This window comes from Shewanella sp. KCT (assembly GCF_007636505.1).
GTDB lineage: Bacteria > Pseudomonadota > Gammaproteobacteria > Enterobacterales > Shewanellaceae > Shewanella > Shewanella halotolerans.
This window is the reverse complement of record NZ_LVDJ01000010.1, coordinates 177887-200202: the sequence shown is the minus strand read 5'-3', so window position 1 is coordinate 200202 and position 22316 is coordinate 177887. Positions and strand designations below refer to the sequence as shown.

The following is a 22316-nucleotide window of genomic DNA, read 5'->3' as shown; positions in this document are numbered from 1 at the left end:
AGTCGCTTTAGTAGCAAAAAACCTATGAAAATGCCGAAAAATAATGTTTACACCGTGTCGCGCCTCAACGGAGAAGTGAGGCAATTACTCGAGGGTGAACTGGGTAAAGTCTGGCTCGAAGCAGAAATATCCAATTTTTCGGCGCCCAGCTCGGGGCACTGGTATCTCACCCTCAAAGACAATTACGCCCAGATCCGCGCCGCCATGTTTAAGGGCCGCAATCGCGCCGTCACCTTCCGTCCGGCCAATGGCCAGCAGGTGTTGGTCAAGGGCGCCATCAGCGTCTATGAGCCCAGGGGCGACTATCAGCTGATCATCGACTCAATGCTCCCCGCCGGCGATGGCCTGCTGGCTCAGCAATATGAAGCCCTCAAGATGAAGCTGGCCGCCGAAGGCCTATTTGCCGCCGACACCAAGCGGCCGTTGCCGAGCAACATTCAACGCATCGGGGTGGTCACCTCGGCCACGGGCGCGGCCATCAGAGACGTGCTGCATGTACTCAAGAGACGCGACCCCTCTATCGAGGTGATCATCTACCCTAGCCAGGTACAGGGAGAGCATGCCGATAAGTCTCTGTGTCATGCCATCATGCAGGCCAACGACAGGATGGAAGTGGATGTGTTGCTGCTCACCCGCGGCGGCGGCTCACTGGAAGATCTCTGGTGTTTCAACAGCGAAGCCCTGGCTCATACCATCTATAACAGCGCCCTGCCCGTCGTTTCGGCCGTGGGCCACGAAGTGGATACCACCATCAGCGACTATGTCGCCGATCTGCGTGCCCCCACCCCTTCGGCGGCGGCCGAGCTATTGTCTCAGGATGCGCTCAGCAAGGCCGACAAACTCAGGATGGCCATGACACGCCTCAAGCAGGGCTGGCAACACTATGGCCTGAAACAGGCCCAGCGTTTCAGCCAGCTACACCACAGGTTAGAGCGTCAGGATCCCAAGCGCCGCCTGCAGCAATATGAGCAGCGCTTTGACGAGCTGCAACTCAGGCTCGGCGCCGCCTTAACCGGTAAGCTACACCAGATGGAGCGTCGTCAGCAGTCCCTGCACGCCAGATTAAACCAGGTCTCTCCCAGCCATCAGCTGGCCTTGGCCGCCAGCCGTCTGAGCCACCAGAACCAAAGATTACACAGCGCCATGCAGGCGCGACTCAACTCGGCAGAAAAATCCCTGCAATATGCCGCCCATCAGCTGGAGACCGTCAGCCCACTGGCGACCCTGAGCCGTGGCTATAGCATCACACTCGACGCACAGGGCAAGGTGCTGCACAGCACGCAAGATGTCCGCACGGGCGATCGCCTCACCACTAAGCTGGTCGATGGCGAGGTGCAATCGACGGTAGTTTAACCCTCACATAAAAAACGCCCTTACGGGCGTTAAAATGAGTATTTAGCAACTCAATAAAATCGAAGGCCTATTTTCTCGGCCCCACAGGCACCATGATGTGCGCGTAGGGAGTGCCCTTCCACATCACATAGGGACCACCGGCATAAGGGTCTGTAGGCAGGCTGTCGAGCAAGGCGGGATCCGGCATGATGATCATCAGGTGCGGCCCTTCGACGATCCACTGATTGTCTTTGGTTTCGCCCTCGGCGTAGGGATCGGTATTGCTCGCGCCACCATCACCGGCCAGCATATAGGAAATACCCACTGCCTTGGCCTGAAACGGCTTCTTGTTCATCCAGGCGTCGGCCCATTCCATCCAGGGCCCATCCATACACATGGGCGCCGTGCCTTGCAGACTAGGCGGGGTCGGGAAACAGGTATAGTCGACACTACCTTTTTGCAGAACATTATTGTCCCAGTCCATCACTGTGACCTTATCCCTCAGGGTTGGCGGCGCGGCGTTGAGCGCGTCTTCCAGTAAGGCCTGTTTATCTGCGGCCTGGGCGGCGCCGGCCAAGAGAGCCAGCGTGGCGGCAAGCAGCAGGGGTTGTTGGTGTTTCATAACACTATCCTTAGGTGAGTTAAACTACCTTAATTACTGCACCTTTGAGTATAGTCGGCATCCCTATAAAGGCTCGATTAGCTTGCAATAAGCAGCTTATGCGACCAAATAAATTAGATCTAACAGGATAAAACACCATTGCAACAAAAAGGCCAGCACTAGGCTGACCTTTTTAGTGAGACAGAGAAAGTTACTTCTTCTTGTCTTTGATGTGACTCATCATGCGCTTACGGCGACGCTCCTGGCTCACCGTCAGCTTCTTGGTGTTCAGGCCCTCGAACGGGTTGCCCCCTTCCTGGAAGCGTACCTGAATCGGCGTACCCATCACCTTGAGTGAACGACGGTAGTAGTTCATCATGAAACGCTTGTAAGAATCCGGCAGCTTCTTCACCTGGTTACCATGGATCACCACGATAGGCGGGTTATATCCACCGGCGTGGGCGTACTTGAGCTTAACGCGGCGACCGTTCACCAGCGGTGGCTGGTGATCGTCCTGAGCCATCTGCATGATGCGGGTCAACATAGAGGTGCTCACGCGGCGTGTGGCGCTCTCGTAGGCTTCCTCTACCGACTCGAACAGGTGACCCACACCCGTGCCGTGCAGCGCCGAGATGAAGTGAATACGGGCAAAATCGATAAAGCCCAGACGACGGTCGAGCTCACTCTTCACGCGCTCTTTCACGTCCTGATCGATGCCGTCCCACTTGTTCACGGCAATCACCAAGGCGCGCCCCGCGTTCAGGGCAAAGCCCAGCAGGCCTAAGTCTTGCTCGGCGATACCCTCGCGGGCATCGACCACCAAGAGCACCACGTTGGCGTCTTCTACCGCCTTGAGGGTCTTGATCACAGAGAACTTCTCGACTGTCTCGTGCACCTTGCTGCGACGACGCACACCAGCGGTGTCGATGATCACATATTCCTGACCATCGCGCTCCAGCGGGATATAGATACTGTCACGGGTCGTGCCCGGCTCGTCGTAGACCACGACGCGCTCTTCACCCAGAATACGGTTCGTCAAGGTCGACTTACCCACGTTAGGCTTACCGATAATCGCCAGCTTGATCGGCAAGTCCTGCAGACGCTGCTGCTCGGCCTCGGCCTCTTCCTCTGTGTATTGACGCTCGTCGGCTTCCTCTTCGCCCTCGCCGTCACGGGTCAGCCCCATGGCTTCGGCGTAAGGGGTCAGCGCGTATTCGATCATGTTGGTCACACCGCGCCCTTGGGCGGCAGCCATTTGGTAGACCTCTCCCAGGCCCAGGGCCCAGAACTCGCCACAGGCAGAGTCAGCGTCGATACCATCGACCTTGTTGGCAACCACAAAGGTGGTCTTCTCGCGGCGGCGTAAGTGCTCGGCGATCGCCTCATCGGCGGCCGTCAGACCCGCGCGGGCGTCGGTGAGGAAGAGCACCACATCGGCTTCTTCGATCGCCGCCAGCGACTGCTCTGCCATGCGGGTCTCGATCCCCTCTTCGGTGCCGTCGATACCGCCGGTATCCACCACGATAAATTCGTAACCAGATAGATGTGCACGACCATACTTACGATCCCGAGTCAGACCTGGGTAGTCAGCTACCAAGGCGTCTCTGGTGCGCGTAAGACGATTGAACAGGGTCGACTTACCTACGTTTGGTCGGCCTACCAGGGCCACAACTGGAATCATTTTTTTGCCTCTAATCTACAAATCTATCTGAATATCTTAAATAAAAAGCCCCCAGCACAAGGTCCAGGGGCTTTAAAAACTGTTAAAGCTCGCCTTAGGGAAGCGTAATTCTTGCTACCTTGCCACCGCGACTCTGGACGTAGATCTTATCATCTATTACCAGTGGCTGGCTAAATAAACCTGAACTATCCACTTCGACGCGGCCCACCAGCTTGCCAGAGGCGCGATCGATGAAATGCAGATAGCCTTCGAAATCGCCCACCACCAGGTAGTCTTTAAAGACCACTGGCGAGGTCAATTCGCGGTTAGTCAGCTCGCTGTTGCTCCAGCTTTCCAGGCCGTTACGCTTATCAACCGCATACACACGCCCGTGGTCATCCACCAGGTAAAGGTTCAGACCGGCCGAGGCCAACTCGTTGAAGCTAGAATATTTACGGCTCCAGACCACACGGCCTGTACGCAGCTCCATGGAGACCAGGTTACCGTTATAGCTGACCGCATAGATGTTCTCGCCCACGATAAGCGGCTTCATATCCACGTCGGCCATACGGGTAAACTCGTTCCCCCCTTTTGGCGTGTAGATAGGCTGCTCCCAGGCGGCCTGACCGTTGCTTTTCACCACAACAGCAACCTTGCCATCGGCGGTGCCGACGAAGAAGCCACCTGCCTCATAGGCAGCAGAACCTGTGCCCCTTAGAGTCAGGGTTGGCAACTTGCTCTCGTAGATCCAAAGCTGTTTGCCGTCATCGACGTTATAGGCTTCAAGGGCGCCAGTGCTGGTGTGAACCACCACCACATCTTCGCCCACAGTTGGCGCCGACAGCAGCTCACCGCCCGCGGTCACATGCCAGACCATCTCGCCGGTTTCGGCATCGACGGCGCCCAGCAGGCCACTCTCACCACCGAAGAACACCTTGTTACGGGCGGCGGTAATGCCTGAAGAGAGACGCGCGCCCTTATTCTTAGACAAGGCGCCTTCCTTAAACCAGGAGCTGATCTCCAGCGACCAGACCTGCTCGCCTGTGGCTTCATCGTAGGCGGCGACTTCACCGTAACGATCCATGACGAACAGCTTGCCGTAGCGCACCGCCGGACGGATCTTAGAGTAGTAATCACCCACACCACTGCCAACGGAGGCACTCCAGCTCACCTCGGGGAAAACGCTCGCCTCGATCTGCGGCAGCGGACTTACCGGCTCTTCCTCAACATCATTAGAAGAACAGGCCGACAGCAACCCCAGGCTCAAGCTGCAAGCCAGTAATGTTTTGCACCAAGACTTCATGGGCAGCTTCCTTATGCCTTGTTCAGGTTATCTAGCTTCATCTGTAAGGCTGGGCTTGAAGTTGCTCCGCCATTGTCCAGGGCTGACTGATAGGCGCTCTTTGCCTTGTCGGCCTCGCCTTGACGTACCAGGAAATCACCTTTTAATTCATCACGCTGTACGGAAAATGAAGGCGTGTTAAGCTGCTCCAGAGTCGCCAGTGCCGTTGCCAGCTGACCTTGCTCTGCCTGTACGCGGGCAAGACGCAATGTCGCAATCGCAACCAGACCTTCTTCAGGCTTGCTGACCAGAATCTGCTTAAGGGCCTGCTCGGCCTTGTCCAGCTCACCGGCTTCTACCGCGGCCTTAGCCACGATCAGTTGTAATAGCGCCTGATAGCCCTGCTGACCGTTGTGGTCCTTAGCAAAGCTCTCGGCAGCCGCCAACATGCTCGAATCGGCTTTGACCGAGTTGCTGAGGGTTTGGAAAGCTTCAGAGGCTTCTTCTGCCTGAGCCACCTTGTAATCTGAATAGTAGTTCCAGCTGTAAAGGCCACCCAGGCCTACCACTGCACCTATGACAATCGAGTTGCCATAGTCTTTCCAGAACTGTTTGATAGCATCGACTTGTTGTTCTTCTGTGCTATAAATTTCCACGTTTCTCTTCCTCTTTAAATCAGTTCTGCAACGTAAGCTGCTAACGAATCCTGTGCAACCAATTCTTGTTCTTTCTCTTCACGCAGATATTTAAGCGCCACCTGACCATTGGCCAGTTCAGTCTCGCCGATCACTATGGCAAGTTTGGCGCCGCTCTTATCGGCACGTTTCATCTGCTTCTTAAAGTTACCGCCGCCGCAGTGACTCATCACCTTAAGGCCGTCAACTTCACGTAACTGCTGCGCCACCTTGATGGCCGCCACACGGCAATCATCGCCCATGGCCGTAACATACACATCCACCGGACCGGATATATCGTCGGTCAGCGCCAGTGTCTCCAGCATCAATACGATGCGCTCGAGCCCCATGGCGAAACCTACCGCCGGGGTGTCTTTGCCACCCAGCTGACCGACCAGGCCGTCGTAACGACCACCGGCCAATACTGTGCCCTGGGCACCCAAGCTGTCGGTGACCCACTCGAATACGGTGCGGTTATAGTAATCTAAACCGCGCACCAGACGAGGGTTAATTTCGTATTGGATGCCAACGGCTTCAAGTAGTTCACACAAATGTGCAAAATGGCCGCGACTTTCTTCGCCAAGGTAATCCATCAGTGCCGGTGCATCACCCAGCAGCGCCTGCACATCTGGGTTCTTGCTGTCGAGCACACGTAGCGGATTTGAATACATGCGGCGCTGGCTGTCTTCGTCCAGCTTCTCCTTATGCTGCTCTAGGAAGGCGACCAGGGCGTCACGGTAGGCCGCGCGCTCATCGGCATCCCCCAGGGTGTTCAGCTCCAGCTTCACATGCTTGCTAATGCCTAGCTTCTGCCACAGGCGATGGGACATCATCAGCACTTCGGCGTCGATATCGGCCGAGGCGATGCCATAGACCTCTACACCGAACTGGTTAAATTGACGGTAGCGCCCCTTCTGTGGACGCTCGTGACGGAACATGGGACCCATGTACCACAGGCGCTGCTCTTGATTGTAAAGCAGGCCATGCTCGTTACCCGCACGCACGGTAGAGGCTGTGCCTTCAGGGCGCAGCGTCAGCAGATCGCCATTGCGATCGGCAAAGGTATACATCTCTTTCTCGACGATATCTGTCACTTCGCCGATGGAACGTTTGAACAGGTCGGTACTCTCTACGATAGGAGTGCGGATCTCGCTGTAACCATAGGCCGCAACGGTATCACGCAACACTGCTTCTAGTTTTTGCCATAGCGGGCTCTGGGTCGGCAGAATATCGTTCATTCCGCGAATCGCTTGAATCTGTTTTGCCACTGTATCAACTCGTCCGAAATTTAGCTGTAAAAAATAAAAAAGCGCCTCGCATTATAGGCGCATCAACAATAAACGCAAAACCGGCGCGGCGCGCCAGTGAGCTGCGCCACAAACGGGGCTAAAAGCCCCATCTTCTGCGCAGCAAACAAAGGGTTATTCCGTGATATCGGTAGTCGGAATACGCGCGTCGACGCTGGCGACCTTGGCGCGGATCTTCGCCTCGAGCTGATCGACGATATGCTCATTGTCGAAACGCTCTTTCTGGCGCACGCCATCATCATAGTAGCCGCTCTTACGATTACCGCCGGTCAGGCCAATATCCGATACCAGGGCTTCGCCCGGACCATTGACCACACAACCTATGATGGAGACATCCATAGGAGTCACCACATCTTCCAGGCGACGCTCAAGCTCGTTCACTGTGGCTATCACATCGAACTCCTGACGCGAGCAAGATGGGCAGGCGATGAAGTTGATGCCGCGCGAGCGAATACGCAGGGATTTGAGGATGTCGAAACCGACCTTGATCTCCTCAACGGGATCGGCAGCCAGCGAGATACGCAGGGTGTCGCCAATCCCCTCGGCCAGCAACATGCCAAGGCCAACGGCCGACTTCACGGCGCCGGCGCGGGCGCCACCGGCCTCGGTGATCCCAAGGTGCAGCGGCTGCTGAATCTGTTTGGCCAGCAGGCGGTAGGACTCTACCGCCAGGAAGACGTCTGATGCCTTCACACTCACCTTAAACTGGTCGAAATTGAGTCTGTCGAGAATATCCACATGGCGCATGGCCGATTCCAGCAAGGCCTGCGGCGTCGGCTCCTTGTACTTGTCCATCAGATCTTTCTCTAATGAACCACCGTTAACACCGATACGGATGGGAATATTCTTGTCGCGGGCACACTCCACCACGCTGCGGATGCGCTCTTCGTTGCCTATGTTGCCCGGGTTGATACGCAGACAATCCACGCCATATTCCGCCACTTTCAGGGCGATACGGTAATCGAAATGGATATCGGCAACCAGGGGGATCTTAGTCTGCTGCTTGATCACCTTGAACGCCTCGGCGGCATCCATGGTGGGCACAGAGACACGTACGATATCGGCGCCGACATTTTCCAGTGCGCGGATCTGAGCCACCGTGGCCTCCACATCTGTGGTGCGGGTGTTGGTCATAGATTGCACGGCGATTGGCGCGCCATCACCGATGGGCACATCGCCCACATAGATGCGTGTCGAAGGGCGGCGAATGATTGGGGACTCGTTGTACATCTTAATTCACTCTTTTACTTCAAAGATTGACGGCGCTACCGACCGTCAGTCTGGCAACTCGGCCACTGGGATACTTGGCCAAATCAACTTGTTCACCATTGAGACGCATGGTCAGCGACTGAGGCGCCCCCAATATAACCTTAAACGGCGCCTGACCAAAGACATTCATCTCTTTGCCTGCCAGATTAAGGCCATTGACCAGCACCTTGCCGTCGGCATCGGTCACCTTGATCCAGCAATCACCGCTCAGGCTCAGAGCCAACACGGCATCGTCTGCGCTCTTAAGGGGTTCATCTGGTTGGGAATTTGAGTTAGTCACTTCCAGCGCGACGCCAGTCTCAGCTGTCGAGCCAGCCTCGGATGGCAGGTTTTCAGCCTGTTCGCCTGTCGGCTGTGCACCGGTAGATTGCTCCGCCATTGTTTGATCAAGCACAGTTTGATCAGTCACAGCTTGATCAGGCGCAGCTTGCTCTCTTGGCATCTCGATACCTGTGCCTGCCTGTGGGTCTTGAGCTAGCATAGGCTCAGACGAGGCCGCCAGGGTCGAGAGCTCGGCAGTTTCTTCCACCGACGGCTTGGAGAGATCCAGATCGGCCACCATGGCGGACTTTTGTACCCACCAGAGTACCAGCAGAGCCAACAAGACAAAGATGATGAGATAAGTTACCAGCATCAGGCGGCCATCTCTGGCCTGGCGCGTCGTCTTGCGGGAGAAGCTCTGCATGGTAGGGGCGCTGACCACGGGAAAGCTTTCAGCCAGGTAGGCATCCACCTTGGCCATCTCCAGCCCCAGGATACGGGCATAATTCTTCACATAGCCTTTGACATAGGTCGCAGACGCTATGTTGTCATAGTTGTCCGCCTCAAGATCTTGAACAATCGATGGGCGCAGATTGAGTTGCTCGGCCACGCTGGCTAAAGTCATCTGGCGCGACTCACGCGCCGCCTTTAACCACCGGCCCAGTGTTTCACCGGTTTCCTTTGGTTTCTCAGCATCATCCTTGAGCATATCGATTTGATTATCAGTCATTAGTGCATGCTTGCTCTATACTGCTTGGCCTCATTGGAAGCGGGAAACTTAGCCAGGAGAAGAATGCCAAATTTTCTCATCGCTTCAGGGTCATTTAGGCCTTGCTCAATTTTAATTCCCAACGCCAAACTCTGAGCCGATTCGGGCACTACTCTATGGTAACGCGCCAAGCCTTTCTTGGCGGCGGAGTAGTTCCCCAGATCCAATTCGATCTCAGACAGTTCTAATAGGGAGTTGGCACGACGCGGGTCATAGTTAAGTGCCATCTCGAAGTAGCGTTGTGCTTTTTGCAGGTCACCCGACTTGCGGCTACAGATCCCCAGGTTCTCATAGCTGGAGGCCGAACGGGTGTATTTGGGCATTTTTACCGCCCGAAGAAACATCTCTTCGGCTTGATCGTACTTTGCCTGCTGGCAGAGGAACACGCCGAAGTTATTCATGGAGTCGCCGCTGGCATCGCTGGCATTGATGGCGTTACGATATGCCTTCTCGGTCAGCTCTAATTCACCAACCGATTGATAGTAATAGGCTAATGCCACGTGTACATCTTCGATGTTAGGCGCAAACTCGAGCGCCTTATCCAGGTTGTACTTGGCTTGTTCGCTGTTGCCTTTCTGCAGATAGGTCAGACCCAGCTGCACCCGTTGGCGGGCGGCAGAAACATTGTCGAAGGTACGCTCTTGAACGGGCACATCTGTGCCACTGTAAGTTCTTTCAGTCACGCATCCTGACATCAGCGCCGAAGTCAGGATGACTAACAGGGTCAGTGTTGGCTTTTTGCTTAACATTCGCAAGCCTATCTAGTAGCAGATACAATAAGTTAGTTTATTGTGACTGAAATCTGACTATCTTGCATGCGTTTTTTCGCTAAACGTTTGGTTCGGTCGCGAATATCTCCGGCTAACTGGCCACAGGCCGCGTCAATATCGTCTCCGCGGGTCTTACGAACGATCACCGTCAGACCATATTCCATTAGCACCTTAGAGAATCTGTCGATACGTGAGTTCGATGAACGCCCGTATGGCGACCCAGGATAAGGGTTAAAAGGGATCAGGTTGATCTTGCAAGGGGTATCCTTCATCAACTTGGCCAGCTCATGAGCCTGATCTGTGCTGTCGTTGATATGATCAAGCATCACATATTCCAGGGTCACGCGGCCGCGGTTGGCGTTGGACTTGGCCAGGTAACGACGGATCGCCGCCAGAAACTCCTGCAGCGGATACTTCTTGTTGACCGGTACCAGCACATCACGCAGCTCATCGTTTGGCGCGTGAATACTTACCGCCAGGGCCACATCCAGGTTATCACCTAAGATATCCAGCGCAGGCACCACGCCCGAGGTAGACACGGTCACCCGGCGCTTAGAGAGGCTGAAGCCGAAGTCATCGAGCATGATGTCGATAGCAGGCATGACGTTTTTCAGGTTCAGCAGCGGCTCACCCATGCCCATCATCACCACATTGGAGATAGGACGCTCGCCGGTCTCTTTCTGGAAACCGAGGAAGTGGGATACACGCCAGATCTGGCCGACAATCTCTGACACGGTAAGGTTACGGTTAAAGCCCTGCTGGGCGGTCGAGCAGAAGGTACACTCAAGGGCGCAACCAACCTGAGAAGAGACACACAGGGTGGCACGGTCCTCTTCTGGGATGTAGACGGTTTCGACTTCTTGACCATTACCCACGTTGATGGCGAACTTGATGGTGCCATCGGCAGACTTCTGGTAGCTGGAGATCTCGGGCGCCACCACCTCACAACGCGCGGCCAGTTTGGCACGTAACACCTTGTTGATGTTGGTCATTTGCTCGAAGTCACTGACGCCAAAATGATAAAGCCACTTCATCAATTGATCGGCACGAAATGGCTTTTCACCCATCTCGGTAAATAGCGCTCTCAACCCCTTACGATCGAGATCCAATAAATTGATCTTTTTTTCACTCATTTTGACTAACCTCAACACCAAAACCTGCCACAGGGCGGCGAATTATACAGATATCAATAAATTTTAGCCAGTAAGGAAATAGACTATGCTAGAATCCCTCCCAAGCTAATATTGGCTTGCTACCTGGAGTTGTTTTACCTCCCCCATGATAACCCTTATTGTTATTGTCTTTGTCGCTATCGGGATCTCTTTTCTCTGTAGTGTATTCGAAGCCGTGCTTCTGTCTGTTACCCCTAGCTTTATCGCGAACCTGAAAGAAACCCATCCCGCGGCGGCCGAACGTTTGAGCCACCAGAAGGAGAATGTGGAATCGCCACTGGTCTCTATCTTGACCCTGAACACTATCGCCCATACCGTGGGTGCCGCCGTTGCCGGTGCGCAGGCCGCAAAGGTGTTTGGCGATGAGATGCTAGGTGTCTTCTCGGGCGTACTGACCTTCTTGATCCTCTTCTTCTCCGAGATTATCCCTAAGACACTGGGGGCAAACTACTGGCGCAGCCTGGCTCCAAGTGTATCGCTGGTACTGCTATGGATGGAGCGCATCACTAAGCCGCTGATCTGGATGTCACAGCAGGTGACTCGCAAGCTGGGTAAGGGCGACGATGGCCAATACATTCGCCAGGAGATGAGCGCCATGGCCAAGATAGGCCATGAATCGGGCGAGCTGGACGAGCAGGAATCTATGATTCTAACGCAGATGTTGTCGGTCAAGGAGATGCCGGTTACCGCCATCATGACGCCGAGAACCGTGATGTTCAGCGTGCCAGCGACCATGACTCAGACCGAGTTTGCCAAGCTTCATAAGAAGAGCCCCTTTACCCGTATCCCGGTTTTCGATGGCGATCGCGACAATATCCTGGGTTATGTCAACCGCAACACCATCTTGTTGTCGGAGCGGGACACGCCTCAGGCGCCTATCTCGGCGGTGCGCCGTAACCTGGTTATCGTGCCGGAAACGGCCAAGATCTTGCCACTGTTCCAGCTGATGATTAAGCGCAACACCAAGATCGCCATGGTGGTGGACGAATACGGCAGTGGCCTAGGCATAGTCACCCTGGAGGATATCATCGAGTCCCTGCTGGGCCTTGAGATTGTCGACAGCAACGACCCTGTGACCGACATGCAGCAACTGGCGAGACGCCTGTGGAAACGCCGTATGACTCATAAGGGGATACGCATCTCGGATGAGGGCTCGTCAGAAGATGACGAGGTGCCAAGTAGCAAACCTGAGACAGACGGCATCACAGAAACCGAGCCACTGGATAAGGTGAGCAAGTAACTTGAATAAGTAGCTCATTCAGATAGCTCATGTGAGTAGCTTAAGAAAAGTTAACAAAGGGAAGCGAATGCTTCCCTTTTTCATTTACCCCCGCTGAGGTATACTTGCCCGCTTCACAGATGGAGCCTACATGACCAACAGATACTCGCTCAAGCTTGCACACATCAACGACACCCACTCTCACTTCGATCCTTCACGCGTTCAATTTCTGCTCACCCATGAGCAACAAAGTTATGAGGTCTATAGCCACAGCGGTGGTTATGCCAGGATCGGCTATCAGGTGCAGCAGGCGCGTCAGCAAGCGGCAGATGCCGGGCAAGATTTTCTGTTTCTGCATGGGGGCGACAGCTTTCAGGGCACCCTCTATTTCAATCAGTTTAAGGGGGTGGCCAACGCCGATCTGCTCAACCGTCTCGCGCCAGATGCCATGGTGCTGGGCAACCATGAGATAGACGCTGGCAATCAACCGGTAAAACGGTTTCTCGATACCACTAACTTTCCCCTGCTCGCCGGCAACATGGATCTCAGCCTGGAAGATCCCCTAAAGCAAGATAGACTCGCCGGGCACCCCAAGCTATTTGACTATATTCCCGAGGGTCAGATGGCCAAGGTGCTGCTAAAGCCCCTTGGCGACAAGCAGATCGCCATCATAGGGATCACCCTGGATCAGATGAAAGAGATCGCCAGGCCAGATGAAGATACCCACTTTGCCAACGCCATCGCGACCACAGCCAACACGGTAGCCAAGCTAAAGGCCGACGGCATAGATCATATCCTGGTGCTGAGCCATCTAGGTTGGGATAAGGACAAGGAGTTAGCCCGAGAAGTCCCCGGCATCAGCCTGATCGTCGGCGGTCACTCACATACCCTGCAGGGCGACTTTAGCGCTATCGGCATCAACGCCCTACCCTATGGCTACCGCATGGAAGACACGCCTATTTTACATGCAGGCAAGTACGCCGAAACCCTGGGGCTGTGCGACATCGAATTTGATGACAAGGGGTGTGTTACAAAGCTTGCCGGACACAACTACTTCATGCTCGATGAGCATCTGATCATCGAAGGGGAGCAAGAGGTCACCGCCGCTACCTACAACGCGCTGAAGCAGCAGCTCATGTCGCATCCAGGCGTGCTGTGGAATGAAGGAGTGTGGGATGAGGAGCTAAGCGAGATCAATCAGGTGATTGCCCAGCGCTATCGCCCGGCCATCGATGCGCTGGAACATCAAGTGCTGGGGTTTGTGCCAAAAAACTTGATCCACACCCGCCTGCCGAGCAAGGCACTGCCCCACGGCAGCGAGATCGCCCCCTGGGTCTGCAAGAGCATCTATCACGAGACCCGCAGACTCGATCTTCAGGTGGACTTTGCCCTGCACAATGCCGGCGGCGTCAGACAGTCGCTCAACAAGGGCACAGTGACCATGGCCGACGTGCTAGGGCGCCTGCTGCCCTTCGCCCTACCCCTGGTGAAATATCGCATCTTAGGTCGCTACCTTTATCAGACCCTGGAGTCGGCCATCAATTCGGCCACCAACAACAGCATTACCGGCACGGGCGCCGGCAGCTTCCCCTACACCTATGGCCTCAAATATTGTTATGACGGTAGGCAGCCGCTGGGCACCCGCATCCTCCAATTGGAGATCTTGACCGAAATTGCCGGCGAAATGCAGTGGCACAGCGTGATGCCTGACCGCATGTATAGCGGGGTATCCTCGGCCTACACAGCGTCGGGCAAGGAAGGCTATCAGGACCTGCTCAGAGCCGAGCAACAGGAATCGATTGAGGCGCTCACCCTGCCCCAGGCCTTCATCCGCTACATGCAGCGCGAAGAGGGGCTCCACGGCATCATGCCGCCCCATGTGTTGTATACCAGTCACCTGGAAGGCCTGTAGCTAGATCCAAATCAGAATTAAGTTAGGCCTGAAAACTCGGGGACGTTATAGGCTTGCTTAACAGGCTTGTCTGAGTGCATAGCAAGGCTAATGCAGAAAGGCCATATAGGGAGATTAAGTAGAGAGACTAAGTAGACAGACTTAAGTATGGAGACCTAAATAGGAGAGCTATTTAGCTGGGCTAGGCCTGAGACTTCACCAGATAGTAGGCCATAAATATTTGGCCTGCCTTTTCCTGATATCGCTTGTGCCGCAGAGTAAACCCCTCGGCCAAAAACAGTGGCCGCGACAGGCTAGAGGCATCGACGCTCAGCTCAAGCATCCCCTGCGCCGCCGACCATGACACAAGCTGGCGTAGCAGTTGACGCGCGATCCCCTGCCCCTGATATTCAGGGTGCACATAGAGACTGTCGATATATCCTCTTGAGGCATAGTGAGTCTCCACATTGATGAAGCCGACGCAGCGGGGTAGCCCGCTAACTAGGCTTTCTGTGTCAACGGCTAACCAGGCCTGTGAGCGGGTCAGGCGTTTATGCCAGTGATAGCCAGAGCGCGGCGCCCTGGACCAGGCGCACTTCTGCACCTCACTGTAATGGGTCTCGTCAATCGCCCTCACCGCCAGATGATAGACCTCGCTGACCTGAGTACTATATCCCTTACGGTAGGGAATTATCTTAATCATCGTCTAATCAAATCTCGCAGAGTGGCTTTTGCCAAGAGATACTGGCCGAATAATACTGGCCGAATGACATTGGCTGAGCGACATTGGCCGCCACCAGTCCTTTGCCACGAAAAATAGCAAACCTGCTTGTCGTAAATTGCAGCCTATATTAGTCGCCCATCAGGCAAAAAAATAGTGCCGATAACATGTTAGCGGCACTATCTATTATGTTTAGACTCTTATGTTGGATCAGGCCGCATGGCCATCCGAGTTACTTCTTGTCGATGCGACCCACAAATAGCAGTTCGTCGAAGGTGCGATTAAGCGTCTTGCTGGTAAAGTCATTCATCCACATCTGCTCTTGAACGACAACTACGTCACCTTTTTTCACCTCTGCCTGAGGTCCAGCCGCCCAGAAGGTCTTGTCGGCTTCTTTGATCTGAACATAGGTGTAACCGCCACCGTTCATGGTATCGACCACTGTGCCCTGATGCACTACACCAGCCGCCCAGGCACTCGAGATCCCCAGGGCTAAGGTGGCCGCAGCGGCTAAACGAACTAATTTAGTTATCATTGTCATTCCTTAAGTGTTTGCCTTTAACCCCTGCATTAAAACATGGCCTTTGCCATAAATCTCTACCCGACGTACCTAAAACAGCATTCAATGAATCAGTTTTAGATCAAGCTCTCATTCCCGAGTTTTATCCTTGAGTGCGCGGAACTAATAACGGCTTGAGCATGCCCTCGAGGCCATTGAGCTTCACCTCATAGATGAGTGCCAGCTGCTGCCCCAACTTGTCCTCGGGGAAGCCTTTACTGTGAAACCAGACTAAATAGGGCTCTGGCAGCTCAAGTAAGCGTAATCCCGCATATTTACCAAAGGGCATTTTTTGATTAATCGCCTCGATTAAGGCCTGTTGATCCATCTTGACTATCCTAACTTAACTATCCTAAATGGCTATCGGAGGGTGTGCAGGGCCCAGCTTACGTGACCTCTGGCGCCAAACCAAGTGCTCTGAATAAAAAGTGCCTTGGATAGAAAGGAGCTTGATATAACTAGCAGTAACACTTGTTCATTTCCCGCGCGCCGCCTTGAAACATAAGGTAAATTTCCTCAGAGGCAAGACAACCAAGTTCAAAGTTTTAGTCATTACACATATAACATTTGGAAATATAAAAATTAAACATGTGAACTTTTTGAAATAAAAGTAAGGTGAAAGTCTTACACTTTTAAGGCATGGGCATGACAAGCCAGGCAATAAAACCAACAGATAAAAAGTAACCTCATGTTTTAAAACATATTATTCTTAAGACTTTATCCCTCAAGCCCTTGGCGTCAAATATCTGCCAAACATGCCAAAACGTCAACTTAATGACAAGTGCCATAATCAAAAAAAACGTCAATTTTCATGTAGTTGACCAACAATTAATTAACACCTAAATTGGAGTCATGCCCAAACAGGTGAGGTCGCGAGACAGCAGTACATCACTTGGGAACCTAACAACAAACATCGGCAATCATTGGCAGTCGAGAGGAAATAGAATGATCATTTTAGTTGGCGGTGAAAAAGGCGGTAGCGGAAAGAGCTGTTTAGCCCAAAACATAGCGGTATTTCTCACGGTAGAATGCGGCGCGTCGGTCATCATGGTCGATTGTGATCCCCAGCGGACCACCTCAGACTGGATTCAAGCTCGTAACAACAATGGCACCCTGGCCAGCATCAACTGCGTACAGCTCTACGGCAAGATACGCAACGATCTGCTCAGTCTAGAACAACACTATGACTATGTCATCGTCGACTGTGGCGGTCAGGATAACCTGGCACTTCGCGCCACCATGTCGGTTGCCTCCCATGTGTTGATGCCACTGCGTCCTAAGCGCAGAGACTTGAAAACCGTCAGCCACATGGATGATATCGTCGCCACCTGTATGATGATTAACCCTAAGATGCGCGCATCTTTCGTGATCACTCAATGCCCTAGCCTACCAAACCAGGCTAACCGCATCTTTGAGGCGAAAGAGGTGTGTAAGACTTACGACATCAACGTGCTCGACGCCATCACCTACAGCCGAAACATTTATGATGACAGCGAAGAATCGGGTCTGTCTGTCATGGAAACTCAGCCAAAAGGCAAGGCCGCCGAGGAGATCCGCAGCATCGCCTGTGAAATGCTGCAAGCTTCGAGTGCTACAGAAATTCGCAATCGTCTCGCCGAAAAACAGATGGATAAGTTAAGGGGTAACTATGGGTCTGGCCGATCTCAAGAAAAGCTCTACGCAGTCTAGTGCCGCGAGACAAAACCGTAAGCTGCTGAATATTTCGCTCGATGCCTTGATCGATGATTTCATCGAGGATGCGACACACTATGCCGCCGGGCATCCCAGCAATGTGCAGCAGATGGCCGAGGTTATCGCCTTAGAGACGGGCTTCGATGGTGATTTTCTAAATCGCCACGCATCTCAGGCCGCCCCTAAGGTGGTGCCTAAGGGCACTGGGCCCTATCGCAAGGCGACCTTTACCCTGAGCGAGTCTGCCATCGCGCACCTCGCCGAACTGGCCAGCGGCTGCGATGTGGCTAAGTCGAAATTGATCCGTTTTCTCATCGAGCACCATTACTCGTTATCGGAAAGCGAACGACAACAGAAGGAACAATCCATCATAGTTGATTAAATTAGTCGATTAAATTAGTCGACTAAAATTAGTCGATTGAGTTAGCGATAGAATTAATCGATAAGCTATATCCCCAGACGCGCTGGGCTCATCATCACCCAGCGCGTCGCCATTTTCGCCCCGTCTCCCTAACCTTTCTGGCAGCGACAGATTTCAGTTTCCGAACTTACGGGCTGCCAGCTTTTTTTCTCCACACCTTTTTTCTCCACGCTTTTTCTGGCCCTAAGATTGAATTTGCGGCAAGCAACACCATATCTTGCTATATCATAGGGAGATTTTTATGTTAGCCATCTTTATTCTTGCGCTGGTCAGTTGCGCCGCCATAGGTTACATACTGTTTAAGCCAAGGTATGTCAGGTATCGCCGCGCGCAGATCGCCAAGCGGCCCTTTCCTGCCAGTTGGCGCGCCATACTCAAGCGCCGTATGCCCTATTTTCGTGCCCTACCGAGCGACCTGCAACTACAGCTCAAGCGTCACATCCAGATCTTCATCGCCGAGAAGCAGTTCGTCGGCTGCCAGGGGATAGAGATTGATGATGAGATCCGGGTAACCATCGCCGCCCAGGCTTGTCTGTTACTGCTCAATCGTGACACGGACTACTACCCTAAGCTGAAACAGATCTTGGTCTACCCTAGCCTGTTTATCGTCAGTCAGACTCAGCAAAATGGCGATGGCACCTTCTGGGAGCGCAAAAACATCCTCTCTGGCGAGTCCTGGGAATTTGGCAAGGTGGTGCTCTCCTGGCATACGGCCAAGGAAGACGCTGCCCAGCCCTATGATGGCCACAACGTAGTGATCCACGAGTTTGCCCACCAGCTGGATCAGGAAGATGGCCACTCCAATGGTGCGCCCATCTTAGCCCATGCCAACGACTATCATTCTTGGTCTTCCGTCATGGCGCAGGAGTTTACGCGGCTACGCGAAGACGCCAAGTGGCATCAACCCAGCCTGTTTAACTATTACGGCGCCACCAACGAGGCCGAGTTCTTCGCGGTGATCACCGAGACCTTCTTCGAACGCCCCCATGAGTTTTACCAGCAGCATCAGGCCCTCTATCAACAGATGAGTCATTTTTTCAAGCTAGATCCGGTAAACTGGCATTAACGACACGAAAAAGGAGTTTTACCATGACCGTCAGACATCCCATGCTGACTTGGCTGTTGGCAGCCAGCGCCCTGCTACTGAGCGGCATTTGCCGGGCCGAGATCCCGCTAGAGGCGACTCAGACCTTAGACAAGCTACACGGCTACGCCGCCAGTGCCGATTGGGACAACTACTTCGCCCTCTATTCTGAGGATGCCCACTTTATCGGTACCGATGCCACAGAAAACTGGAACATGCAGGAATTTTCCGCCTATGCCCGCCCGACAAAGGGCTGGCACTACACCCTGGTTTCGAGGCAGCTCCAGCAACACGGCGACGTGATAGTCTTCGATGAGCACTTAAGCAGTAAGTCCTACGGCAACTGCCGCGGCACAGGCACTCTGGTACTGAGCCCACAAGGCTGGAAGATATTGCAATACCACCTGAGTTTTCCTATCCCCAACGCCATGGCCAAGCGGATCACGGCGCAGATTAGCGCCGCGAGTAAGGAAGAGTAGAGCTAATGCACAGAGACAGATAGGCAGAGATTGGTCAGCTGCGCGAAGTGGGTAAAGCGCTCGAAATCCACTTCAGCCAGCTTGCGATCCGAGCTGTGTCTGTCGGCGTATAACAGGCCAATCACCTTGTTATCCACCAAGATCGGCGCCAACATGAAGCCCATGGCAGAGGTGTGGCGCCTGAGTTCTTCGTCGGTATAGAGACGCCACTTTTCCGAGCTAGGGTTGTCGATAAACAGCGGTTTCTTGAGGTCGACACTCTCGGCAAACACATTCTTATCGTGATTAAGCTCGACGATAAACTCATTCTTCATCTTATCGCCGTTCTCGCCTAACACCACGCGAGGCTGCAGGCGTTTTCGGTTTGGAGAGAGCAGCATCACGGCGCAGCGATCCATGCCTATACCATCGAGCAGACCGCTCAGGGTAATGGTGATCACCTCATTAAAGTTCGCCTTGTTGATGGCGCAATCTGTGAGTTCCCTGAGCTTCTTCAGCTGCAGGTCAACATTAAACTCACGTACCTTAATGGGCTCGGCTTCGGGCTCCGCCGCCAGCGTCAATTGGTGAGTATCGGGCAAAAAGGCCACCAGCACCTTGGCGCCATAGGTATCGGCCAGCTTTCTGGTGGCGTGGCTACACTGGATCATCCGCCCCTTAAATTCATCCACCTCGAGATCCAGCATGTCTGCCGCCTGCTTGATTCGATGATTCAGCTCGGCAATATCTTTGCTGTCGCTGGCCATCAACTCGCTGATCTTGTTGGCAAGATAGATGGAGCGGATCTCAGGCGTGCGCTCATTGGGATTAGACAGGGACTTTACCAGCACCTCACCGAGGCCCCAGTTTTTGGCTATGCCCATGGAAAGCTGGGTAAATGAGGTGCCCAACACCTCTCTGACTACGTTATTGGCTTCCTTCTCATCGGCCTGATTGAGGCGCGCATCGAGCTGCTCTGTGGTCTCGCCGCCCATGCTCCAGAAGGCACTCTCCCCCAGGTGATAGAGCAGCGCGGCGATAAACACCTCTTCTTGCAGCTCTTCATCATGGTCTTTAAGCATCATCTTGGCCAGCATGGCTGCCTGGAAGGCTCTGGCCATAAGGGTGAGCAGCCTGTGGTACACGGGCTCAGATAAGCCCTTATTTTCTAGCAGGCTACTCAGGAGTTTGGCGGTAATACAGATGTTGCGTATGGTATCGAAGCCCAGTACCACGGCCGCGCGGCTTACTGTGGTGACGTGGGAGATCCCCTTGTTATAGATGGCGCTGTTGGCCACCTTAAGAATTCGCGAGGTCAGCGCATTATCATGCATCACGCTGCGGCCGAGTATCGCCAGGGAGGAAACATCATCTTTGGCTAGTTTCTCTAGGGTTTTCACCGTCGAGCTAAGTGCCGGCATCTCTTGTTCGCTGATGCGTTTGGTCCAGTATTCTGCACCTTTACCTGACATGGCAGTGTTCAATGCGTATCTACTCTTTTATATAAAGAAATAAGGATAGCGCTCGCTTGCCGGCGCCGTCTTTGATGAATTATAGGCAGAAAAACTTATAACATAACAATTACATCTGCCGCCAGTGGCAAATCACGTTTATCACCTGCACCCTATTCACATGGCGAGGATTTCATCTCTTTATCGGCTGCGGGAGCGTATTGATAAGCACAAAATAAAAAAGGCGGCTCAAGAGGGACCGCCAAAGCAAGCAAAAATAAACAAGTAGAAAGGAACGAAAAACCTCGCACTGCACGTAGGAACACAGTGCGAGGAACAACCGCTGCTAAAGGACAGCAAGTCGAAACTTTAGAACTGCTCCTCTTCGGTAGAGCCAGTCAGTGCCGTGACCGAAGACTCACCGCCCTGGATCACATTGGTCACCTTATCGAAGTAGCCTGTACCCACCTCTTGCTGGTGCGCCACGAAGGTGTAGCCTTTCTTCGCTGCGGCGAATTCGACTTCCTGTACCTTCTCGACATAGTGCTTCATGCCTTCGCCACGCGCATAGTCATAGGCGAGGTCGAACATGTTGTACCACATGTTGTGAATACCGGCTAAGGTGATGAACTGGTACTTGTAGCCCATGTCCGACAGTTCCTGCTGGAAGCGGGCGATGGTGGCATCGTCCAGGTTCTTCTTCCAGTTGAAAGAAGGTGAACAGTTATAGGCCAGCAGCTGATCTGGGTATTGCGCATGGATCGCCTCGGCAAAGCGGCGCGCCTCTTCAAGATCTGGCTTGGCCGTCTCACACCAGATAAGATCAGCGTATGGGGCGTAAGCCAGACCGCGAGAGATAGCCTGGTCGATGCCAGCATTTACACGGTAGAAACCTTCTGAAGTGCGCTCGCCTGTGATGAAGTCGCGATCATAAGGGTCGCAATCAGAGGTCAGCAGATCCGCAGCGTTCGCATCGGTACGGGCGATAACCAGAGTTGGTACGCCGCTCACGTCGGCAGCCAAACGCGCCGAAACCAGCTTCTGTACCGCTTCTTGGGTCGGAACCAACACCTTACCGCCCATGTGGCCACACTTCTTCACCGAGGCCAGCTGATCTTCAAAGTGCACACCCGCCGCGCCGGCATCGATCATGTTCTTCATCAGCTCGTAGGCGTTAAGTACACCACCAAAACCGGCTTCGGCATCGGCCACGATAGGCAAGAAGTAGTCTGTGTAGCGCTCATCTTGTGGGTCAATCTGGTTGCTCCACTGGATCTGGTCGGCGCGGCGAAACGAGTTGTTGATGCGCTGAACCACTGCAGGCACAGAGTTTGCTGGATAAAGCGACTGATCTGGGTACATGGTACCCGCCAGGTTAGCATCGGCAGCCACCTGCCAGCCCGACAGGTAGATGGCCTCGATACCCGCCTTGGCCTGCTGTACCGCCTGACCACCGGTCAGGGCGCCCAGTGAGTTAACATAACCTTTCTTAGCGCCACCATTAACCAGCTGCCATAGCTTCTCGGCGCCGCGGGTTGCCAGGGTATTTTCCGGGACAATCGAACCGCGTAAGGCCACTACGTCCTCTGCTGAATAGGGGCGACGAACGCCGGCCCAACGTGGATTTTCAGCCCAATCTTGCTTAATCGCATCAATCTGTTGTTGACGTGAAATCTGTGTAGTTGCCTTAGTCATAATCTTCTCCATCTCAGGTGTTAGCATC

Annotated in this window: 21 protein-coding genes; 7 read left to right on the top strand and 14 right to left on the bottom strand. The window is 53.8% G+C overall.

Annotated features, from left to right (window positions below; genetic code table 11):
• The first annotated feature begins 24 nt into the window (after positions 1–24).
• On the top strand, positions 25–1353 hold the full coding sequence (gene xseA / locus AYI87_RS15120; RefSeq protein WP_144203482.1) for an exodeoxyribonuclease VII large subunit: 1329 nt from the start codon (positions 25–27) through the stop codon (positions 1351–1353).
• A gap of 67 nt (positions 1354–1420) precedes the next feature.
• On the opposite strand, the gene AYI87_RS15115 is transcribed toward xseA, so the two are convergent.
• The 9 genes from AYI87_RS15115 to AYI87_RS15075 all read right to left on the bottom strand — a co-directional run bounded on the left by AYI87_RS15115 (position 1421) and on the right by AYI87_RS15075 (position 11058).
• Positions 1421–1954, bottom strand: coding sequence for a hypothetical protein (locus AYI87_RS15115; protein ID WP_011865097.1), 534 nt, complete (start codon positions 1952–1954; stop codon positions 1421–1423).
• 190 nt (positions 1955–2144) lie between these two features.
• A complete protein-coding gene (gene der / locus AYI87_RS15110) occupies positions 2145–3614 on the bottom strand; it encodes a ribosome biogenesis GTPase Der (protein ID WP_144203480.1) in 1470 nt (489 codons plus the stop codon).
• A gap of 94 nt (positions 3615–3708) precedes the next feature.
• On the bottom strand, positions 3709–4896 hold the full coding sequence (gene bamB / locus AYI87_RS15105; protein ID WP_144203478.1) for an outer membrane protein assembly factor BamB: 1188 nt from the start codon (positions 4894–4896) through the stop codon (positions 3709–3711).
• Positions 4897–4907: 11 nt separating this feature from the next.
• Complete coding sequence (locus AYI87_RS15100; protein ID WP_144203475.1) at positions 4908–5531, bottom strand: tetratricopeptide repeat protein; 624 nt, start codon at positions 5529–5531, stop codon at positions 4908–4910.
• 14 nt (positions 5532–5545) lie between these two features.
• Positions 5546–6817, bottom strand: coding sequence for a histidine--tRNA ligase (hisS, locus tag AYI87_RS15095; protein WP_144203473.1), 1272 nt, complete (start codon positions 6815–6817; stop codon positions 5546–5548).
• A 153-nt stretch (positions 6818–6970) separates the two neighbouring features.
• The gene (ispG, locus tag AYI87_RS15090) at positions 6971–8086 is read right to left on the bottom strand and encodes a flavodoxin-dependent (E)-4-hydroxy-3-methylbut-2-enyl-diphosphate synthase (RefSeq protein WP_144203471.1); all 1116 of its coding nucleotides are present in this window, start codon (positions 8084–8086) and stop codon (positions 6971–6973) included.
• 19 nt (positions 8087–8105) lie between these two features.
• Complete coding sequence (locus AYI87_RS15085) at positions 8106–9116, bottom strand: RodZ domain-containing protein (RefSeq protein WP_144203469.1); 1011 nt, start codon at positions 9114–9116, stop codon at positions 8106–8108.
• The gene (gene pilW, locus AYI87_RS15080) at positions 9116–9904 is read right to left on the bottom strand and encodes a type IV pilus biogenesis/stability protein PilW (RefSeq protein WP_011865090.1); all 789 of its coding nucleotides are present in this window, start codon (positions 9902–9904) and stop codon (positions 9116–9118) included. The genes AYI87_RS15085 and pilW overlap by 1 nt, the downstream gene beginning before the upstream one ends.
• A 32-nt stretch (positions 9905–9936) precedes the next feature.
• Positions 9937–11058, bottom strand: a complete 1122-nt coding sequence (locus AYI87_RS15075; protein WP_144203467.1) for a bifunctional tRNA (adenosine(37)-C2)-methyltransferase TrmG/ribosomal RNA large subunit methyltransferase RlmN — start codon at positions 11056–11058, stop codon at positions 9937–9939.
• A 145-nt stretch (positions 11059–11203) separates the two neighbouring features.
• Between AYI87_RS15075 and AYI87_RS15070 the strand changes: the two genes are divergently transcribed.
• Together AYI87_RS15070 and AYI87_RS15065 are read left to right on the top strand one after the other, a co-directional pair.
• The gene (locus tag AYI87_RS15070) at positions 11204–12337 is read left to right on the top strand and encodes a CNNM domain-containing protein (protein ID WP_144203465.1); all 1134 of its coding nucleotides are present in this window, start codon (positions 11204–11206) and stop codon (positions 12335–12337) included.
• A gap of 130 nt (positions 12338–12467) precedes the next feature.
• Positions 12468–14228, top strand: coding sequence for a bifunctional metallophosphatase/5'-nucleotidase (locus tag AYI87_RS15065; protein ID WP_144203463.1), 1761 nt, complete (start codon positions 12468–12470; stop codon positions 14226–14228).
• A 181-nt stretch (positions 14229–14409) separates the two neighbouring features.
• On the opposite strand, the gene AYI87_RS15060 is transcribed toward AYI87_RS15065, so the two are convergent.
• From AYI87_RS15060 to AYI87_RS15050, 3 genes are all read right to left on the bottom strand, one after another.
• On the bottom strand, positions 14410–14910 hold the full coding sequence (locus tag AYI87_RS15060; protein WP_144203461.1) for a GNAT family N-acetyltransferase: 501 nt from the start codon (positions 14908–14910) through the stop codon (positions 14410–14412).
• 250 nt (positions 14911–15160) lie between these two features.
• Positions 15161–15463 carry a hypothetical protein gene (locus tag AYI87_RS15055; RefSeq protein WP_011865085.1) on the bottom strand — a complete coding sequence of 101 codons (303 nt, stop codon included), beginning with the start codon at positions 15461–15463 and terminating at the stop codon, positions 15161–15163.
• A gap of 127 nt (positions 15464–15590) precedes the next feature.
• Positions 15591–15815 carry a DUF3820 family protein gene (locus AYI87_RS15050; RefSeq protein ID WP_144203459.1) on the bottom strand — a complete coding sequence of 75 codons (225 nt, stop codon included), beginning with the start codon at positions 15813–15815 and terminating at the stop codon, positions 15591–15593.
• A 617-nt stretch (positions 15816–16432) separates the two neighbouring features.
• Between AYI87_RS15050 and AYI87_RS15045 the strand changes: the two genes are divergently transcribed.
• From AYI87_RS15045 to AYI87_RS15030, 4 genes are all read left to right on the top strand, one after another.
• Positions 16433–17176, top strand: coding sequence for an AAA family ATPase (locus AYI87_RS15045; protein WP_011865083.1), 744 nt, complete (start codon positions 16433–16435; stop codon positions 17174–17176).
• The gene (locus AYI87_RS15040; RefSeq protein WP_144203457.1) at positions 17136–17561 is read left to right on the top strand and encodes a CopG family transcriptional regulator; all 426 of its coding nucleotides are present in this window, start codon (positions 17136–17138) and stop codon (positions 17559–17561) included. The genes AYI87_RS15045 and AYI87_RS15040 overlap by 41 nt, the downstream gene beginning before the upstream one ends.
• Positions 17562–17841: 280 nt before the next feature.
• On the top strand, positions 17842–18666 hold the full coding sequence (locus tag AYI87_RS15035) for a zinc-dependent peptidase (protein ID WP_144203455.1): 825 nt from the start codon (positions 17842–17844) through the stop codon (positions 18664–18666).
• A 23-nt stretch (positions 18667–18689) separates the two neighbouring features.
• A complete protein-coding gene (locus tag AYI87_RS15030; protein WP_144203453.1) occupies positions 18690–19163 on the top strand; it encodes a nuclear transport factor 2 family protein in 474 nt (157 codons plus the stop codon).
• A gap of 2 nt (positions 19164–19165) precedes the next feature.
• On the opposite strand, the gene AYI87_RS15025 is transcribed toward AYI87_RS15030, so the two are convergent.
• Both AYI87_RS15025 and aceA read right to left on the bottom strand, forming a co-directional pair.
• Complete coding sequence (locus AYI87_RS15025) at positions 19166–20614, bottom strand: HDOD domain-containing protein (RefSeq protein ID WP_144203451.1); 1449 nt, start codon at positions 20612–20614, stop codon at positions 19166–19168.
• A gap of 348 nt (positions 20615–20962) precedes the next feature.
• On the bottom strand, positions 20963–22288 hold the full coding sequence (gene aceA, locus AYI87_RS15020; RefSeq protein ID WP_144203449.1) for an isocitrate lyase: 1326 nt from the start codon (positions 22286–22288) through the stop codon (positions 20963–20965).
• Positions 22289–22316: the final 28 nt, after the last annotated feature.

Excerpts from the sequence above, each read along its gene's own strand:
- pilW (WP_011865090.1), bottom strand. The coding sequence starts at position 9,904 with ATGTTAAGCAAAAAGCCAACACTGACCCTGTTAGTCATCCTGACTTCG.
- AYI87_RS15115 (WP_011865097.1), bottom strand. The coding sequence starts at position 1,954 with ATGAAACACCAACAACCCCTGCTGCTTGCCGCCACGCTGGCTCTCTTG.
- AYI87_RS15035 (WP_144203455.1), top strand. The coding sequence starts at position 17,842 with ATGTTAGCCATCTTTATTCTTGCGCTGGTCAGTTGCGCCGCCATAGGT.
- ispG (WP_144203471.1), bottom strand. The coding sequence starts at position 8,086 with ATGTACAACGAGTCCCCAATCATTCGCCGCCCTTCGACACGCATCTAT.
- AYI87_RS15085 (WP_144203469.1), bottom strand. The coding sequence starts at position 9,116 with ATGACTGATAATCAAATCGATATGCTCAAGGATGATGCTGAGAAACCA.
- AYI87_RS15070 (WP_144203465.1), top strand. The coding sequence starts at position 11,204 with ATGATAACCCTTATTGTTATTGTCTTTGTCGCTATCGGGATCTCTTTT.
- AYI87_RS15040 (WP_144203457.1), top strand. The coding sequence starts at position 17,136 with ATGGGTCTGGCCGATCTCAAGAAAAGCTCTACGCAGTCTAGTGCCGCG.
- AYI87_RS15030 (WP_144203453.1), top strand. The coding sequence starts at position 18,690 with ATGACCGTCAGACATCCCATGCTGACTTGGCTGTTGGCAGCCAGCGCC.
- AYI87_RS15045 (WP_011865083.1), top strand. The coding sequence starts at position 16,433 with ATGATCATTTTAGTTGGCGGTGAAAAAGGCGGTAGCGGAAAGAGCTGT.
- bamB (WP_144203478.1), bottom strand. The coding sequence starts at position 4,896 with ATGAAGTCTTGGTGCAAAACATTACTGGCTTGCAGCTTGAGCCTGGGG.
- aceA (WP_144203449.1), bottom strand. The coding sequence starts at position 22,288 with ATGACTAAGGCAACTACACAGATTTCACGTCAACAACAGATTGATGCG.
- AYI87_RS15050 (WP_144203459.1), bottom strand. The coding sequence starts at position 15,815 with ATGGATCAACAGGCCTTAATCGAGGCGATTAATCAAAAAATGCCCTTT.
- xseA (WP_144203482.1), top strand. The coding sequence starts at position 25 with ATGAAAATGCCGAAAAATAATGTTTACACCGTGTCGCGCCTCAACGGA.
- AYI87_RS15075 (WP_144203467.1), bottom strand. The coding sequence starts at position 11,058 with ATGAGTGAAAAAAAGATCAATTTATTGGATCTCGATCGTAAGGGGTTG.
- AYI87_RS15065 (WP_144203463.1), top strand. The coding sequence starts at position 12,468 with ATGACCAACAGATACTCGCTCAAGCTTGCACACATCAACGACACCCAC.
- AYI87_RS15025 (WP_144203451.1), bottom strand. The coding sequence starts at position 20,614 with ATGTCAGGTAAAGGTGCAGAATACTGGACCAAACGCATCAGCGAACAA.
- AYI87_RS15060 (WP_144203461.1), bottom strand. The coding sequence starts at position 14,910 with ATGATTAAGATAATTCCCTACCGTAAGGGATATAGTACTCAGGTCAGC.
- der (WP_144203480.1), bottom strand. The coding sequence starts at position 3,614 with ATGATTCCAGTTGTGGCCCTGGTAGGCCGACCAAACGTAGGTAAGTCG.
- AYI87_RS15055 (WP_011865085.1), bottom strand. The coding sequence starts at position 15,463 with ATGATAACTAAATTAGTTCGTTTAGCCGCTGCGGCCACCTTAGCCCTG.